The following is a 15,713-nucleotide window of genomic DNA, read 5'->3' as shown; positions in this document are numbered from 1 at the left end:
TATGCGAAGCTAGGCCGGATATATCCTATCGCGCGCCGCCGCGACCCGCTAATGCGGCAAAATTGTTGCAACGCACAAAACGGCAATCAGTGCAGGGAGAGCCGGGACTATGGTGAAGACGGAAGAGGCGCCGATGAGCAGTACCACCCGCTATGTCTATCGCTTCGGCGGCGGCGTCAATGACGGGGGGAAGGGCGACAAGAACCTCCTGGGCGGCAAGGGCGCCAACCTGGACGGAATGGCCGCGATCGGCCTGCCGGTGCCGCCGGGCTTCACCATCACGACCGAAATGTGCACCCGCTATTATCAGGACGGCGGCACCTATCCCGACAGCCTGAAGAGCGAGGTCGCAACCGGCATCGCCCATATCGAGGGCGTAACGGGCAAGCGCTTCGGTGACGCGGCCGACCCGCTCCTCGTGTCGGTCCGCTCGGGCGCGCGCATTTCCATGCCCGGCATGATGGACACGGTCCTCAACCTTGGCCTCAACGACGAGACCGTGATCGGCCTCGCCACCGTCAGCGGCGACGAGCGTTTCGCCTGGGACAGCTATCGCCGCTTCATCCAGATGTATTCGGACGTGGTCTTGGAACTCGACCATGGCGCGTTCGAGGAAGCGCTGGAGATCGCGAAGGAAGACCAGGGCTATACGCTCGACACGGAGATGACCGCCGACGACTGGAAGGCGCTGGTCGGCGAATATAAGGCGCTCGTTGCCAAGCTCTGGAACAAGCCCTTCCCGCAGGACGTGCATGACCAGCTCTGGGGTGCGATCAGCGCCGTGTTCGGATCGTGGCAGGCCGACCGCGCCAAGGTCTATCGCCGCCTCAATTCCATCCCCGGCGACTGGGGCACGGCGGTCAACGTGCAGGCGATGGTGTTCGGCAACATGGGCGATACCTCGGCCACCGGCGTCGCCTTCACCCGCGACCCCGCGACCGGCGAGAACGCTTATTATGGCGAATATCTGATCAACGCGCAGGGCGAGGACGTCGTCGCCGGCATCCGCACGCCGCAGTACCTTACCAAGGCCGCGCGCGAGCGGGCAGGGGCCAAGCCCCTGTCGATGGAAGAAGCGATGCCGGAAACCTATGCCGAACTGGCGCGGGTGTTCCAGATTCTCGAAACCCATTATCGCGATATGCAGGACATCGAATTCACGGTGCAGCAGGGCAAGCTCTGGATGCTCCAGACCCGCTCGGGCAAGCGCACCGCCAAGGCCGCGCTCAAGATCGCGGTCGACATGGCGAACGAAGGGCTGATCTCCGAAGAGGAAGCCGTCGCCCGCGTCGACCCCGCCGCGCTCGACCAGCTGCTCCACCCGACGCTCGACCCCAACGCCCCGCGCGACGTGCTGACGAAGGGTCTGCCCGCCTCGCCGGGCGCGGCCAGCGGCGCGATCGTGTTCGACGCCGACACCGCCGAGCGCCGCAACGAACTGGGCGACGCCGTCATCCTGGTGCGCGTCGAAACATCGCCGGAGGACATTCACGGCATGCACGCGGCCAAGGGCATCCTGACCGCGCGCGGCGGCATGACCAGCCACGCGGCCGTGGTCGCGCGCGGCATGGGCCGCCCCTGCGTGTCCGGCGCGGGCAGCCTGTCGATCGACAACGCCAGCAAGATCCTGCGCATCGGCGACCGTTCGCTGAAAGAGGGCGATATCCTCACCATCGACGGGTCGACCGGCGAGGTGATGGCGGGCGAAGTGCCCACGGTTCAGCCGGAACTGGCCGGCGATTTCGGCACGCTGATGGTCTGGGCCGACAAGGTCCGCCGCCTCAAGGTCCGCGCCAACGCGGAAACGCCGCAGGATTGCAAGGTCGCGCGCGAATTCGGCGCGGAGGGCGTTGGCCTGTGCCGCACCGAGCATATGTTCTTCGACGCGGCCCGCATCACGGCCGTGCGCGAGATGATCCTGGCCGACAGCGAGAAGGGCCGCCGCGCCGCGCTCGACAAGCTGCTGCCCGAACAGCGGGACGATTTCGCGCAGATCTTCATGGTGATGGCGGGCCTGCCCGTCACCATCCGCCTGCTCGACCCGCCGCTGCACGAATTCCTTCCCCATGGCGAAGCGGAGTTCGAGGAAGTGGCAAAGGCCGCCGGCGTCGGGGTCGAGGCGTTGAAGCGCCGCGCCGCCGAACTGCACGAGTTCAACCCGATGCTCGGCCATCGCGGCTGCCGCCTTGGCGTCACCTATCCCGAAATCTACGAAATGCAGGCCCGCGCCATTTTCGAGGCGGCGCTGATCGTCAAGCAGCGCTCGGGCGACGCGCCCATCCCCGAAATCATGATCCCGCTTGTCGCCACGCGCAAGGAACTGGAACTGATGAAGGCGATCGTCGATCAGGTCGCAAAGGACGTGTTCGCTGAACAGGGCGTCTCGGTCGACTATCTCGTCGGCACGATGATCGAACTGCCCCGGGCCGCGCTCAAGGCCGGGGAAATCGCGGAAGTCGGGGAATTCTTCTCCTTCGGCACCAACGACCTGACGCAAACGACAATCGGCATCAGCCGCGACGATGCCGGCCGCTTCCTGACGCAATATGTGGACAAGGGCATCTTCGCCCGCGATCCCTTCGTCAGCATCGATGTGGAGGGCGTGGGCCAGCTGATCGAACTGGCGGCCGAACGCGGCCGCGCCACCCGATCCGGCATCAAGCTCGGCATCTGCGGCGAGCATGGCGGCGACCCGGCCTCGATCGCCTTCTGCGAGAAGACGGGGCTCGATTATGTCTCGGCGTCGCCCTACCGCGTGCCGATCGCCCGGCTGGCGGCGGCGCAGGCCGCGCTCGCCAACAGGTGATTCACAAAGGGCGGGGACATCCCCGCCCTTCGTTCTTTCGTCAGGATATCCGGCTCAATGCGCGCCGGTCAGGCGGCTGAGCAGTCCCGGCTTGGCCTCGCCGCGTTCCAGCGCCAGCGCCTGCCCGCGCCAGTCGTTTCGCGTGATCGTGCCGGGTGTCAGCCCCAGCCGCGCCTCCAGCGTCGCTTCCTGCTCGGCATTCAGCGCCGCGATCTGCCCGTACCGATGATAGCCCGCTTCGTTGAGCGCCACTTCCTCGCGCTGGCTGATCCCGGTGATCCGGCTCAAATCGTCGCGACCGCGCACGGCACCGCCGACCGCTGTGGCCGTGCCGGCGCCGATCGGCGCGCTGTGCCGCTCCAGCTCGATAATGCGCTTGTTCGCCGCCTCCAGCCGCGTGTCGCGATCCTTGATCGCCGTGCGATGGGCGATCTTCTCCTCCTGCCACAGCCGCTTGAACTTGCCGCGCCCGCTCATCATCAGGCCGAAAATCCAGCCGATGACCAGAGCGATCGCTAGCAGGGCAAGATCGTTCATCGTGAAGCTCATCATGGCACTCTCCTTCGCGGGCACGAACGAGGAAGACGGTGAAAGGTTGCCGATTGCCCCATGGGGCTCATCGGCGTTGCGAAAGTGCAAAAAGGGGCTTGCCCTATCGTCTGGCCGCTCCTATCAGCGCGTCTCCACGCACCCGTAGCTCAGCTGGATAGAGCATCAGACTACGAATCTGAGGGTCGGACGTTCGAATCGTTCCGGGTGCGCCATTTTCCGCCGCGACAGGATCGCGGCCGATCCGCACCCGTAGCTCAGCTGGATAGAGCATCAGACTACGAATCTGAGGGCCGGACGTTCGAATCGTTCCGGGTGCACCATCATTCCACATGCCTCTGCACCCGCGCGCTCAGCGCCGGAGCGCAGGCCCGGATCGACAGGGCGGAAGTCCGCCGTCGTGATGCGCCGCTCATAAGGCGGTGAAAAATTCTCAATCCGCGCAAGGGCCTGTTTGATACCGCTCGGTTTCGGCTAAAGCGGCCGCCGCGACGGGAGAGAGACGATCATGCAATATCGGACATTGGGACGGACGGACCTTCAGGTCAGCCTCATCTGCCTGGGCACCATGACGTGGGGTTCGCAGAACAGCGAGGCGGAGGCGCACGAACAGCTGGACTATGCGGTCGGGCAGGGCGTCAATTTCATCGATACCGCCGAAGCCTATCCGGTCACGCCGATCAGCCGCGAAACGCAGGGCCGGACGGAGGAATATATCGGCAGCTGGCTCGCCAAGCGTGGCAGGCGCGACGATATCATCCTTGCGACCAAGGTGGCTGGCCCCTCGCGCGATCCGGTGCGGCAGTTTCGCGGCGGCAACAACCGGCTGGACCGGCGAAATATCAACTAGGCGATCGACGACAGCCTCAGGCGGCTGCGGACCGACTATGTCGATCTCTATCAACTACATTGGCCCGATCGCCCGGTGCCGTCCTTCGGCGCGCGCGGCCTGACGCAGATCGCCGACGCGCCCGAGGTCGTGCCGATCGAGGAGACGCTCGACGCGCTCGCCGGCCTCGTCAAGGCGGGCAAGGTGCGGCATGTCGGCGTCTCGAACGAAACGCCCTGGGGCGTGTCGGAATATTTGCGGCTGGCGCGTGACAAGGGGCTGCCGCGCATCGCCTCGATCCAGAACGCCTACAACCTTCTCAACCGCACGTTCGAGATCGGTCTTAGCGAGTTCGCCTTGCGCGACGCTGTGGGGCTGCTCGCTTACTCGCCGCTGGCGGGTGGCAACCTCACCGGCAAATATCTGGGCGGCGTCGTTCCGCCGGGGTCGCGCCGCGATGTCGCGGGGCAATTCGTGCGCTACGATCTGCCGGGGCAGGCGGTCGCCAGCCCGCGCTATGTCGCCATCGCCCATGCCCATGGCCTCGACCCGGCGCAGATGGCGCTCGCCTATGTGAACAGCCGTGCTTTCGTGACCGCCAACATCATCGGCGCGACCTCCATGGATCAGCTTAAAACCGATATCGCCAGCATCGACATCGTCCTGCCGCCCGAAGTCCTCGCGGCGATCGAGGCGGTACACCGGGAGGTTCCCGATCCCTGCCCATGACCGGGCTGCGTCGCTTCAGCCGCCCACCTTGCTCCGCGCGAAGGCCAGCAGCGATCCGAACGTCTCGAACGTGTCGCCGTCGATATCCTCGTCGTCGATCAGGATGCCGAAGCGGTCCTCCATTTCGGTCAGCACGCCCGCCACCGCCATGGAATCGAGTTCCGGCAGCGCCCCGAACAAGGGCGTATCATCTGCGAAGTCATCGACCCGCGCCTGCGACAGGCCGAGCGTATCGCGCAGCAGGACGCGAAGCTGCGTATCGAGTGCGACTGTCCGGTCGACCGGCTGAGACTGTTCCGCCCGCATGATGCGCGTTTCCCTAGTGGTTCCCGGCTCAACCCACAAGGGCGGAAATGGCCGTCCGCGCGGCCGGCAGCCAGGCGCTGGCGAAGCGCGGGTTGAAGGCGTCGATCCGCTGGAGCGCGATCCGGTCCTCCATCCATTCGGTCTTGTAGCCATTGTCGCCGGTGCCATAGTCGATCAGGCTCACCCGATCGCCGTCGATCGCCTGCGCGAACATCGCGTGGCTCAACAGCGTGCCCGGCGACCCGGCATCATAGGCTTGGTCGTGATTGAGCTTGTGGATCATCGCGACGCCATGATCCACCGTCCACAGCTGGCTCGCCACCGCCCGCCCGTCGACCCGCGCGAACCCCAGGCGCAGCGTCCCCGCCGCGCTCTCCCGCCGCGCCAGCGCGTGCAGGAAGGCAAGTCCGCCCGCCGGTTCCGCCTCCTTCCAGCTGCGGCCATGCACATCGACATAGTCGGCCCACAGATCGTCGGTCAGCACCCGCTCGATCGACAAAGCGAAGGGATCGCCGCGGCCCTTGCGCTTGACGAGGCTGCGCAGCCGCCCCGGCCGCGCCGCCCAATAATCGGCGAAACTGCGCCCGCGGACATGCAGCAGATAGCGGCCGCCCATATATCGCCGCACCGCGAACCAGCCCGCCCGCCGCAGCGCCGCCAGCAATTCCGACGCATCCTCAAGCGGATAGAGATCGATCTGCGCGCAGCGTCGCAACACATGCCGCGCCGCCGCCTCCAGCAGCCGCTGCCGCGCCGGTGCATCGGGGGTGCCCGTGAAAACCGGCGACCAGGCGAAACTATACCAGTTGGCGAGCGCCTGCGCACGGCGCGGCCCGGCGTCCATCAGGAACAGCCAGACCGACGCCGGCCCCTCCCGCGCCATGACGACCCGCACCGGCCGCTCGGCAAAGCAATGCGCGTGGAGATCGGCGAACCAGTCGAGCCGGTCGAACAGGGCGGGGGCGTGCGCGCGGTCCAGCCGCCCGGCGATCGCATCGCGGGCGTCGGTCATGCTCAGATATTCCCTTGCCGCCTCCAACCCACTATCTCCGCCGCACCAAGGGCCCACGCATAGGAGAAAAATCTGCACATGGAGTTAAGCGCGCGTGGCTGAACCCTTCGACCGGACCGACGGAGCCGAGGTGCGCCCGATCGACCATCTGCTGCTGCGCGGCGATCCCGCCCGCCCGGCGATCGGCGGCCGCGCGGGCGCGCAAAGCTACGGCGAACTCGAAGAGTCGCTCGGCCGCCTCGCGTTCTGGCTCGCCGGCTTCGGGCTTCCGCCGGGCGCGCGCATCGCCAGCTGGATGGCGAAGGGCGCGGTCTCGGCGCTGATGCCGCTTGCGGCGGCGCGTGCCGGGCTCGTCCATGTGCCGATCAACCCTTTGCTTAAGCACGCCCAGGTCGCCCATATACTCGCCGACAGCGGCGCTGGCGCGCTGATCGGCACCGCCGCCCGCCTCGACAGCCTGTCGGAAGGCGATGTCCCCGCAGGCTGCCAGCGCCACCGCGAGGATGACGCCGCCTGCGCCATGAGCGGCGGCCCCGCGCTCGGCCCCGCCGAAGCCGGGCCGGACGATCTTGCCGCGATCCTCTACACCAGCGGATCGACCGGCCGGCCCAAGGGGGTGATGCTGACCCACGCCAATCTGTGGCTCGGCGCGGTCGCGGTGGCGGACTATCTTCACCTTACCCCGCAGGACCGCACCGCCTGCGTCCTGCCCTTCAGCTTCGACTATGGGCAAAATCAGCTCTTCTCGACCTGGTTTTCCGGTGGCAGCGTCTATCCGCTCGATTATCTGACCCCGCGCGACGTCATGAAGCTGGTCGACCGCCACGACATCACCACGCTCGCCGGCGTGCCGCCGCTCTGGGTGCAGCTCACCGAACTGGATTGGCCGCAGGAGGTCGCGGCGAAGCTCAAGCGCCTCACCAACAGCGGCGGCGCGCTCAGCCGGCCGCTGGTCGCCAGGCTGCGCGCACTGTTCCCGCAATCCGATCTCTACCCGATGTACGGCCTCACCGAAGCCTTTCGCTCCACCTATCTCCCGCCTGCGCTGGTGGACGCGCACCCCGATTCGATGGGCCGCGCCATCCCCTTCGCCGAAATCCTCGTCGTCCGCCCCGACGGCACCCTCACCGATGCCGACGAGCCGGGCGAGCTGGTCCATTGCGGCCCGCTGGTGGCGCAGGGCTATTGGAATGATCCCGCCCGCACCGCCGAACGCTTCAAGCCAGCGCCACCCGCGTCGCGCTATGGCGGCATGGCGGTCTGGTCGGGCGACACGGTGCGCCGTGACGGGGAGGGGCTGCTCTATTTCGTCGGCCGCGACGATGCGATGATCAAGTCGGCGGGCAACCGCATCAGCCCCACCGAAATCGAGGAAGCCGCGCTCGCTGTCCCCGGCGTTGTCGAAGCCGTCGCGCTGGGAATCAAGGACGATCGCCTTGGCCAGGCGGTCCGCCTGCTTCTACGCGCCGCTCCCGATGCCGCTGAAGCGGTCGCCGCCCATCTCAGGCAGGAACTCCCCAACTTCATGCAGCCCAGGGACATCAGGTTTCTCCCCGACTTCCCCCGCAACCCCAACGGCAAGATCGACCGCGTCGCCCTGGCCCGCGACCATGGCGCCTAAAAACCACCGTGCTCCTGCGAAAGCAGGAGCCCAGGGCGGCTTGGCGCAGCCGCAAGACCAACAAGGACATCATGATGAAACCCACCGGCCCCATCCCCCCCTGGTTCGCGGAAGAAGAGGGGATGCTCCTCATCGCCGGCCATGGCGCGGCATCCCTTGTCGACGAAGCTGGCGACACCCCGCTTTTCGCCTATGACATGGGCATCGTCGAAGCGCAGGTCCGCCGCTTCCGCGACGCGATGCCGGGCCGGCTCCACCTCCATTACGCCATCAAGGCCAATCCCTACGCCCCGCTGCTCGCCCGGATGGCGACCCAGGTCGATGGGTTCGACATCGCCTCGGGCGGCGAGCTGGCGATGGCGCTCGACGCCGGAATGGCGCCGGATCGGATCAGTTTCGCTGGCCCGGGCAAGCGCGACGACGAGCTGGAGGCGGCGATCTTCGCCGGCGTGACCCTCAACCTCGAATCGGAAGGGGAGGGGCGGCGCGCGCTCGCCATCGCCGATCGCATCGGCAAGCGGCCGCGTCTCGCCGTCCGCGTGAACCCGGATTTCGACCTCAAGGGCTCGGGGATGCGGATGGGCGGCGGGGCCAAGCCCTTCGGCGTCGATGCCGATCGCGCCGCCGCGCTCGCTCGCGCGATGATCGACGCGGGCGCGGACTGGCGCGGCTGGCATATCTTCGCCGGCAGCCAGAATCTCGACCCTCTCGCCATCATAGAGACGCAGGCCGCCACCCTCGCGCTCGCCGCGCGCCTGTCCGATCAGGTCGGCGCGACTCCGCCGCTGGTCAATCTCGGCGGCGGCTTCGGTCTCGCTTACTTCCCCGGCGACACGCCCCTCGACATCCGCCCGATCGGCGTAGCGCTGGACAGCGCGCTCGAAACCTTGCCCGACATCCTCCAAGGCAGCGACTTCGCGCTGGAACTCGGCCGCTGGCTGGTGGGGGAGGCGGGCGTCTACCTGACCCGAGTCATCGACATGAAGGTCAGCCAGGGCGAAACCTTCGTCATCGTCGACGGCGGCCTCCACCATCAACTCGCCGCCAGCGGCAATTTCGGCACCGTCGTCCGCCGCAACTATCCGATCGCTCTCGCCAATCGCTTCGGCGCGGCCCCGGCGGCAGAGCCGGTGACGGTCGTCGGCTGCCTCTGCACCCCGATCGACCGCCTCGCCGACAAGGTCGCGCTCCCTCCGGTGCAGGAAGGCGACCTCGTCGCCCTCTTCCTTGCGGGAGCCTATGGCGCGTCGGCCAGCCCCGCCGCTTTTCTTGGCCATCCAAATGCCCGCGAACTTTTACTTGGCTGATTTCTTTGAGACCTAACTCCTAACGGTATCTTTACCCTTTGCCGGCAAGAAGAGGCCCAAAGCCATATGCTTGCCGTTCGTCCCTTCTGTCGGGCGGCCAGCGCGCATGGCCCGGCAAAGGGATGAGATTATGCGGTTCCAGCACATTTCCAGGCTATTGATCGGCGCGTCCTTGCCCGCCGTCGCGCTGTCGGGATGCGCCTCGGGCGGTTCCGGCCCGCAGCTTCCGCCCGCCTCCTTCGTCTCGACGCAGGAAGGTCCGGGCGAGGAATATGTGATCGGCCCGCTCGATGACCTGACGATCTTCGTCTGGCGCAACCCGGAACTGGGCGCGAAAGTGCAGGTGCGCCCCGACGGCCGCATCACCACGCCGCTCATCACCGACATGCCGGCCGTGGGCAAGACGCCCAAGATGCTGGCCGAGGACATCAAGCTCGCGCTCACCCAATATATCGAAAACCCGCTCGTCTCGGTCATCGTCAACAATTTCAGCGGCACCTTCAGCCAGCAGGTGCGGATCGTCGGCGCGACCGAAAAGCCCGCCTCGATTCCCTATCGCGCGAACATGACGCTGCTCGACGCGATGATCTCGGTCGGCGGCCTTTCCGAATATGCCGCCGGCAACCGGGCGCGCCTCGTGCGCTTCGACAAGAATAGCGGCAAGCAGCGCGAATATCAGGTGCGCCTCACCGACCTCCTCAAGAAGGGCGACACCCGCGCCAACGTCATGCTGGCGCCCGGCGACGTCATCATCATCCCGGAAAGCATGTTCTGATGGCCGGCCTCTACGACGAATTGCGGATCATCCTCCACGGCATCTGGGCGCGCCGCTGGGTGGCGCTCGGCGTCGCCTGGGTCGTGTGCATGCTGGGCTGGCTGGGCGTCGCGCTCATTCCCAACAGCTACCAGTCCAAGGCGCGGGTCTATGTCAGCACCCAGTCGCTCCTGGAGGACAAGGTTGGCATCACCCAGGTCCAGTCGCAGCAGGATCTGGACCGCGTCCGCAGCACGCTGGCAAGCGCCGACAATCTCGAAAAGGTGATCCGCGACACCGATTTGGCGCAAACCGTCTCCGGCCCGCGTGAGATCGCCGCGAAGATCACCAAGCTGCGCGAGAATATCACCGTCATGGCGCAGCTCGATCCCAGCATGATCGACATCACCGCCCTGTCGAACGACTCGAGCCTGTCGGACGGCGCGAACGCGCGTATCGCGCAGCAGATCGTGCAGAAGCTGATCGACATCTTCCAGGAGGAAAATCTCTCCGGCGACCGTCGCGAGACCAAGCAGAGCCTCGCCTTCCTCGACCAGCAGATCGCCGCGCGCGCCAAGCAGCTGGCCGCCGCCGACCAGCGCCGGATCGAATTCGCGCAGCGCTATGCCGGCCTGCTGCCCGGCGCCGGCTCCATCGGCCAGCGCATGGACGCCGCCCGCATGGAGATCAACAATATCGATTCGCAATTGGTCCAGGCGCAAAGCGCGCTGACCGCGATGAACGGCCAGCTTGCCGGCACGCCCGCCAGCCTGCCGGGCGTCTCGGCCGGTGGCGGCGCGTCGCCGCTCGCGCAGGCGCAGGCCAACCTCGCCTCGATGCGCGCGCGCGGCTGGACCGCCAGCCATCCCGACGTCATCGCCGCCCAGCGCGAAGTCGATGCGCTCCGCCGCGCCGGTGGCGGCGCGGGCGGTGGCGGCGCGGGCAGCACGCCCAACCCCGCCTATCTCTCGATCAAGTCGATGCAGGCCGAACGCGCCGCGACCGTCCAGGCTTTGAGCGCGCGCAAGGCGCAGCTTCAGGCCGATCTCAACGCGATGATGAGCAAACAGGTCGACGAACCCGGCGTCGCGTCGGAGCAGGAAAAGCTCGACAGCGACTATACCGCGCTAAAGACCCAATATGACAAGCTGACCGCCGACCGGGAGGATCTGCGTCTGCGCGGCGAGGTCAAGACCGAGACCGGCTCCGTCCAGTTCCGCGTCATCAACCCGCCCAGCACGCCGACCGCGCCCTTTGCGCCCAACCGGCCGCTGCTGCTGCTCGGCGTCCTCATTCTCGGCATCGCAGCCGGCGTCGGCGTCGCCTTCGCGCTTGGCCAGCTCAAGGGCACGTTCCCGAACGCGGCCCGGCTCGAAAAGGCGGTCGGCCTGCCCGTCGCCGGATCGATCAGCCAGGCGCTCAGCGCCGCGCAGGTCGCCATGGAAAAGAAGCGCATGAAATGGTTCGCAGGGGCGAGCGGGGGTCTGGCCGCAGTCTGCCTGCTGCTGATCGCGGTCGAATTCGTCCAGCGCGGCATGGCGTGAAGGATCAAGGTAACATGAACCAGCATAGCAGCTTCAAGGGCCGTGGATCGCTGATCGAGCGGGCGACCGAAATCTATGATTTCAGCGCCGCACTGCGCGGTCGCGCCGCCCCTGCGGTCGATGTCCCCGCGCAAGCGCCGCCCGCGCCCGCCGCCTTCGCGCCGACGCCCGAACCGGCCGCACCGGTCGCCGCGCCGTCTTACCGCGCGCCCGACTGGACCGGCCCGGCGCAGCCGATCGACCGCGTCGCGCTTGCGGAAGCGGGCTATCTCCGCCCCGACGGCCCCGTCACCGCGATGAGCGAGGAGTTCCGGTTGCTGAAGCGCGACCTGCTCGCCCAGCTGCACGACAATGTGCGCGGCAACCGCATCCTCGTCTGCTCGGCGCATAGCGGGGAGGGGAAGAGCTTCTGCGCGATCAACCTGGCGCTCAGCCTCGCGGCCGAAAAGGATCGGGAAATCCTGCTGGTCGATGCCGATTTCGGCAAGCCCGGCATCCCCGGCAAGCTCGGCCTCACCGCCGGACCCGGCCTCATGGACGCGCTCGCCGATCCGTCGATCGCGGTGGAAGATTGCGTGATCCGCACTGATCTGCCCTCGCTCTCGGTGCTGCCCGCCGGGCAGCGCAGCAACAACGACACCGAATATCTGGCGTCGGCCCGCACCGAACAGACGCTCCGCCGCCTGACCGAAGGGCGGCCCGACCGCATTCTGATCTTCGATTCGCCGCCCTTGCTCGCCGCCTCGCCCGCCGCCGTGCTCGCCAGCCATGCGGCGATCGCTTTGCTGGTCGTGCGCGCCGACAAGACCTCCGAAAGCGCGCTGCGCGATGCCGTCGGCCTGCTCAAGGGCGGCGCGCAGGTGCAACTGCTGCTGAACGGCGTCCGCTTTCAGGCGAGCGGCCGGCGCTTTGGCAGCTATTATTCCAAAGAGGACCATCAGTCATGACCCGGCTCTGGATCGCGGGCGCCTCGCTCGCAGCACTGGCCGCTGCCACGTCGGCGCAAGCGCAGACGCGCGATCAGAAGCGCGTCGATGTCATCCCCTATATCGGCATCGACCAGGTGGTGATGGGACCGCTCAAAGGCGGCGGCGACGTGCTGACCTACACCAATGTCACCGCCGGCCTTTCGGCACAGGTGCAGACGCGCCGGGTCGAGGCCGCGCTCGACGTCGAATATAATCACAGCTTCGGCTGGGGCAGCCAGGCGCCCGATCAGGACGTGCTGAGCGGCATCGCCAGCGCCAATATCAATCTGGCGCGCGGCCTGTCGCTCCAGACCGGCGGCCTTGCGACCCGTGTGCGGACCGACGGCCTCTCCGGCGCCCTGCCGCAGCGCGACACCTATACCAGCCAGGTCTGGGCCGGCTATGTCGGCCCGTCCTACACGACCCAGGTCGGCGACTTCAACGTCAACGCCTCCTATCGCCTTGGCTATGCGCGGGTGGACGACGACATTGACCAGAATTTCCCCGGCGCACAGCCTAACGGCTCCTTCGCCGACAGCCTGACCCACAGCCTCACCGGCTCGGTCGGCTTCGCGCCCGACACGGTGCTCCCCGCGATCGGCCTCACCGCCAGCGCCGGCTACGACCGCGAGGATGCGAGCCAGCTCGATCAGCGGTTCGAGGACGCCTGGGGCCGGGTCGACGCGACCCTGCCGGTCTCGCGCACGCTCGCGCTGGTCGGCGGCGTGGGCTATGAGGAGATCAAGATCCGCCAGCGCTCGCCGGCTCTGGACGCACAGGGTTTCCCCCTGATCCGCAACGGCCGCTATGTCACCGACAAAAGCTCGCCGCGCGCGCTCATCTATGATTTCAGCGACGTCATCTGGGACGCGGGCGTCCTGTGGCGGCCCAACCATCGCACCTCGCTCCAGGCGCGGGTGGGCGAACGCTATGGCGGCATGACCTATCAGGGCAGCTTCCTGTGGGAAGGACGCGACAGCCATGTCGCGATCATCCTGTTCGACGGCATCGACAGTTTCGGCCGGGTCATCACATCGGACGTGGCGGCCCTGTCGGGCAGCCGCTTCGACGTGGCGCGCAATCCCTTCACCGGCGACATCACCGGCTGCGCCTTCTCCACCACCGGCGGCGGGCAATGCTTCAACGATGCGCTGTCCGGCATCACCGACGCCAATTTCCGCTATCGCGGTGTGGCGGCGCAATATGCGCTCCGGCGCGGCCCTTGGGGCTTTGGCCTGGGCGCCGGCTATTCGCAGCGCAAGTTCATCACGCCGGAAGGGCAGACCGTGTTCATCCGCGGCTCGCGCGATGAAAACTGGTATGGCAACGGGTCGGTCACCTACACGATCAACGATCGCGACAGCATCGACCTCGTCACCTACATGAACTATTTCGACGCCAGCGGCGGCCGCCCCGACGTGCTGAACTATGGCGCGTTCACCAGCTATTACAAGGGCTTGACCCGCCGTCTCTCCGCCTCCGCCTCGCTGGGGCTGGACGGGGTGGAAGCCGACGACCTCGACACGATCATCAGCGCGATGGGGCAGGTCGGCCTGCGCTATAGCTTCTGACGGAAAGCCTCGGAGACGAAGAAATGTACGATCAATTCTACGGATTGCAGGGCCGCCCGTTCCAGCTGACGCCCGACCCGCATTATTATTTCGAGAGCGCGACCCACCGCAAGGCGCTGTCCTATCTCGGCTATGGCCTGGCGCAGGGCGAAGGCTTCATCGTCATCACCGGCGACATCGGCGCGGGCAAGACGACGCTGGTCGGCCACCTGATGCAGACGATCGATCCCGCGCGCCTCACCGCCGTCAAGATCGTTTCGACCCAGGTCGAGGGCGACGACATGCTGCGCCTTGCCGCGCAGAGCTTTGGCCTTACGACCGACGGTCAGCCCAAGGCGGCGATCCTGCGCCAGATCGAAGGTTTCCTGCACGCCCAGGCCCGCGCCGGCCGCCGCACCCTCCTGATTGTGGACGAGGCGCAGAACCTGCCCGTCTCCGCGATCGAGGAATTGCGGATGCTTTCCAACTTCCAGCTGGGCGGCCAGTCGCTGCTCCAGATCTTCCTGCTCGGCCAGCCCGAGTTCCGCGATCTCGTGAAATCGCCCGAACTCGAACAGCTGCGCCAGCGCGTGATCGCGACCCATCATCTCGAACCGATGCTGCCGGCCGAGGTCGAACCCTATATCCTGCATCGCCTGGGCATCGCCGGCTGGACCGGCAACCCGGCCTTCACGCCGGGCGCGTTCGACGCGCTCTATGCCGCCACCAGCGGCGTGCCCCGCCGCCTGAACGCGCTCGCCAGCCGCGTGCTGCTGCTGGGCGCGATCGAGCAGCTTCATGTGATCGACGCCGATGTGGTCGGGGCCGTGGTAGCCGACATGGGGCTGGACAGCGACACGATGCCGCAGCCCGTTGCGCCCTCCGCCCTCGATACGGTCGCGGAAGACGCGCCGGCCGAGGAGGAACTGGTCCTCGAAGAGCCCGCCGAAGAAGAGGCGCCCGTCGCCCACGTAGAGGCGATATGGGATGCGCCGGCAGAGGAGTCGGTGGAGACCGAAGCCGAACTGGAAGACCCGCAGGCCGAAGACGCTCTGGAAGTCGAGGCGGCCTTGGAGGACCCGCAGGCCGAAGAAACTCTGGAAACCGAAGCGGCTTGGGAAGAACCGCAGGCCCAAGAACCGGCGGAACCCGAAACATTGGAAGAGCCTGAAGCCCCCGCGCCGCAGCCGCTCTGGTCGCAGCCCCGCTGGACTCAGCCCGCCGTCTTCGACCCCGATCCGGTCGATGATGAGGATGAGCCTGCCTTCGCCGCCCCGCCGCGCTTCCTGCGCCCCGCCTTCGCCGCCCCCGAGCCGGAGGCAGAGCCCGAAGTCGCCGTGGAACACACGACGGACGATCCTATTTCCTACACGCAAGATATTGAAATAGAAGAAGAAAAAATCGAGCATATCGCCACGGCTGTACAACTCGCTGTACAGAACGACGCCGAAACGCTGCGCGCCGACATGACGGCCGAGATCGAAGCGCTCCGCGCCGAGATCGCCTCGCTCCGCGCCATGCAGGCACATCCGCCCTTCGGCGCGCCGGCCCAGCCGGAAATCGATCCCGAAGCGCTCAAGGGTTGCTTCACCCTGATCGAGGAACGCCTCTCGTCGCTCGAATTCCGCGCCGAGGAACAGGATACCGCGCTGCGCCGCGTCCTGACGCTTCTGGTGGACTGGGTCGAGCGGGAAGAGCAGACCGGAGCGATCCAGGCGGTCGCCTGACGCTTCTCAAG

At 67.0% G+C, this 15,713-nt stretch carries 11 protein-coding genes, 2 tRNA genes and 1 pseudogene; 11 read left to right on the top strand and 3 right to left on the bottom strand.

The features are described 5' to 3' along the window. The first annotated feature begins 109 nt into the window (after positions 1-109). Positions 110-2,806 (top strand): pyruvate, phosphate dikinase, encoded by a 2,697-nt coding sequence (gene ppdK / locus ACETPF_RS08170; RefSeq protein ID WP_373933940.1) that lies wholly within the window; start codon positions 110-112, stop codon positions 2,804-2,806. Positions 2,807-2,860: 54 nt separating this feature from the next. Here the strand turns inward: ppdK and ACETPF_RS08165 are convergent, their stop codons facing one another. Further along, entirely contained in the window at positions 2,861-3,355 is a 495-nt protein-coding gene (locus ACETPF_RS08165; protein ID WP_373933979.1) for a helix-hairpin-helix domain-containing protein, read from the bottom strand. A 138-nt stretch (positions 3,356-3,493) separates the two neighbouring features. Here ACETPF_RS08165 and ACETPF_RS08160 point away from each other — a divergent pair. The 3 genes and pseudogenes from ACETPF_RS08160 (at position 3,494) to ACETPF_RS08150 (ending at position 4,913) form a co-directional block, all read left to right on the top strand. Continuing rightward, a tRNA-Arg gene (locus ACETPF_RS08160) sits at positions 3,494-3,570 on the top strand. A 31-nt stretch (positions 3,571-3,601) separates the two neighbouring features. Then, a tRNA-Arg gene (locus ACETPF_RS08155) sits at positions 3,602-3,678 on the top strand. Positions 3,679-3,863: 185 nt separating this feature from the next. Beyond that, a pseudogene (locus tag ACETPF_RS08150) lies at positions 3,864-4,913 on the top strand (NADP(H)-dependent aldo-keto reductase). Positions 4,914-4,928: 15 nt separating this feature from the next. Here ACETPF_RS08150 and ACETPF_RS08145 read toward each other — a convergent pair. Together ACETPF_RS08145 and ACETPF_RS08140 are read right to left on the bottom strand one after the other, a co-directional pair. Next, entirely contained in the window at positions 4,929-5,219 is a 291-nt protein-coding gene (locus tag ACETPF_RS08145) for an acyl carrier protein (protein WP_373933939.1), read from the bottom strand. A 28-nt stretch (positions 5,220-5,247) separates the two neighbouring features. Beyond that, complete coding sequence (locus ACETPF_RS08140; protein ID WP_373933938.1) at positions 5,248-6,258, bottom strand: GNAT family N-acetyltransferase; 1,011 nt, start codon at positions 6,256-6,258, stop codon at positions 5,248-5,250. Between the two features lie 67 nt (positions 6,259-6,325). On the opposite strand from ACETPF_RS08140, the gene ACETPF_RS08135 reads away from it, so the two are divergent. The 7 genes from ACETPF_RS08135 to ACETPF_RS08105 all read left to right on the top strand — a co-directional run bounded on the left by ACETPF_RS08135 (position 6,326) and on the right by ACETPF_RS08105 (position 15,702). Then, the gene (locus tag ACETPF_RS08135; RefSeq protein ID WP_373933937.1) at positions 6,326-7,852 is read left to right on the top strand and encodes an acyl-CoA ligase (AMP-forming), exosortase A system-associated; all 1,527 of its coding nucleotides are present in this window, start codon (positions 6,326-6,328) and stop codon (positions 7,850-7,852) included. A gap of 74 nt (positions 7,853-7,926) precedes the next feature. Then, entirely contained in the window at positions 7,927-9,159 is a 1,233-nt protein-coding gene (locus ACETPF_RS08130) for a pyridoxal-dependent decarboxylase, exosortase A system-associated (RefSeq protein WP_373933978.1), read from the top strand. A gap of 130 nt (positions 9,160-9,289) precedes the next feature. Continuing rightward, positions 9,290-9,934 (top strand): XrtA/PEP-CTERM system exopolysaccharide export protein, encoded by a 645-nt coding sequence (locus ACETPF_RS08125; protein WP_373933936.1) that lies wholly within the window; start codon positions 9,290-9,292, stop codon positions 9,932-9,934. Continuing rightward, a complete protein-coding gene (locus ACETPF_RS08120) occupies positions 9,934-11,457 on the top strand; it encodes an XrtA system polysaccharide chain length determinant (protein ID WP_373933935.1) in 1,524 nt (507 codons plus the stop codon). The genes ACETPF_RS08125 and ACETPF_RS08120 overlap by 1 nt, the downstream gene beginning before the upstream one ends. Positions 11,458-11,471: 14 nt before the next feature. Next, positions 11,472-12,404 (top strand): P-loop NTPase family protein, encoded by a 933-nt coding sequence (locus tag ACETPF_RS08115; RefSeq protein WP_373933934.1) that lies wholly within the window; start codon positions 11,472-11,474, stop codon positions 12,402-12,404. Continuing rightward, positions 12,401-13,996: a hypothetical protein gene (locus tag ACETPF_RS08110; protein ID WP_373933933.1), complete on the top strand. Its 1,596-nt coding sequence runs from the start codon at positions 12,401-12,403 to the stop codon at positions 13,994-13,996. Before ACETPF_RS08115 ends, ACETPF_RS08110 begins: the two co-directional genes overlap by 4 nt. A gap of 23 nt (positions 13,997-14,019) precedes the next feature. Continuing rightward, the gene (locus ACETPF_RS08105; protein WP_373933932.1) at positions 14,020-15,702 is read left to right on the top strand and encodes an XrtA/PEP-CTERM system-associated ATPase; all 1,683 of its coding nucleotides are present in this window, start codon (positions 14,020-14,022) and stop codon (positions 15,700-15,702) included. The last annotated feature ends 11 nt before the right edge of the window (positions 15,703-15,713 follow it).

This window comes from Sphingobium agrisoli (assembly GCF_041877245.1).
GTDB lineage: Bacteria > Pseudomonadota > Alphaproteobacteria > Sphingomonadales > Sphingomonadaceae > Sphingobium.
The sequence above is the reverse complement of the archived record's forward strand: the minus strand, read 5'-3'. Positions and strand labels throughout refer to the sequence as shown.

Bases quoted from the DNA above. Each gene is read 5' to 3' on its own strand.
- ppdK (WP_373933940.1), top strand. From the start codon at position 110: ATGGTGAAGACGGAAGAGGCGCCGATGAGCAGTACCACCCGCTATGTC.
- ACETPF_RS08165 (WP_373933979.1), bottom strand. From the start codon at position 3,355: ATGAGCTTCACGATGAACGATCTTGCCCTGCTAGCGATCGCTCTGGTC.
- ACETPF_RS08145 (WP_373933939.1), bottom strand. From the start codon at position 5,219: ATGCGGGCGGAACAGTCTCAGCCGGTCGACCGGACAGTCGCACTCGAT.
- ACETPF_RS08130 (WP_373933978.1), top strand. From the start codon at position 7,927: ATGAAACCCACCGGCCCCATCCCCCCCTGGTTCGCGGAAGAAGAGGGG.
- ACETPF_RS08125 (WP_373933936.1), top strand. From the start codon at position 9,290: ATGCGGTTCCAGCACATTTCCAGGCTATTGATCGGCGCGTCCTTGCCC.
- ACETPF_RS08120 (WP_373933935.1), top strand. From the start codon at position 9,934: ATGGCCGGCCTCTACGACGAATTGCGGATCATCCTCCACGGCATCTGG.
- ACETPF_RS08115 (WP_373933934.1), top strand. From the start codon at position 11,472: ATGAACCAGCATAGCAGCTTCAAGGGCCGTGGATCGCTGATCGAGCGG.
- ACETPF_RS08110 (WP_373933933.1), top strand. From the start codon at position 12,401: ATGACCCGGCTCTGGATCGCGGGCGCCTCGCTCGCAGCACTGGCCGCT.
- ACETPF_RS08105 (WP_373933932.1), top strand. From the start codon at position 14,020: ATGTACGATCAATTCTACGGATTGCAGGGCCGCCCGTTCCAGCTGACG.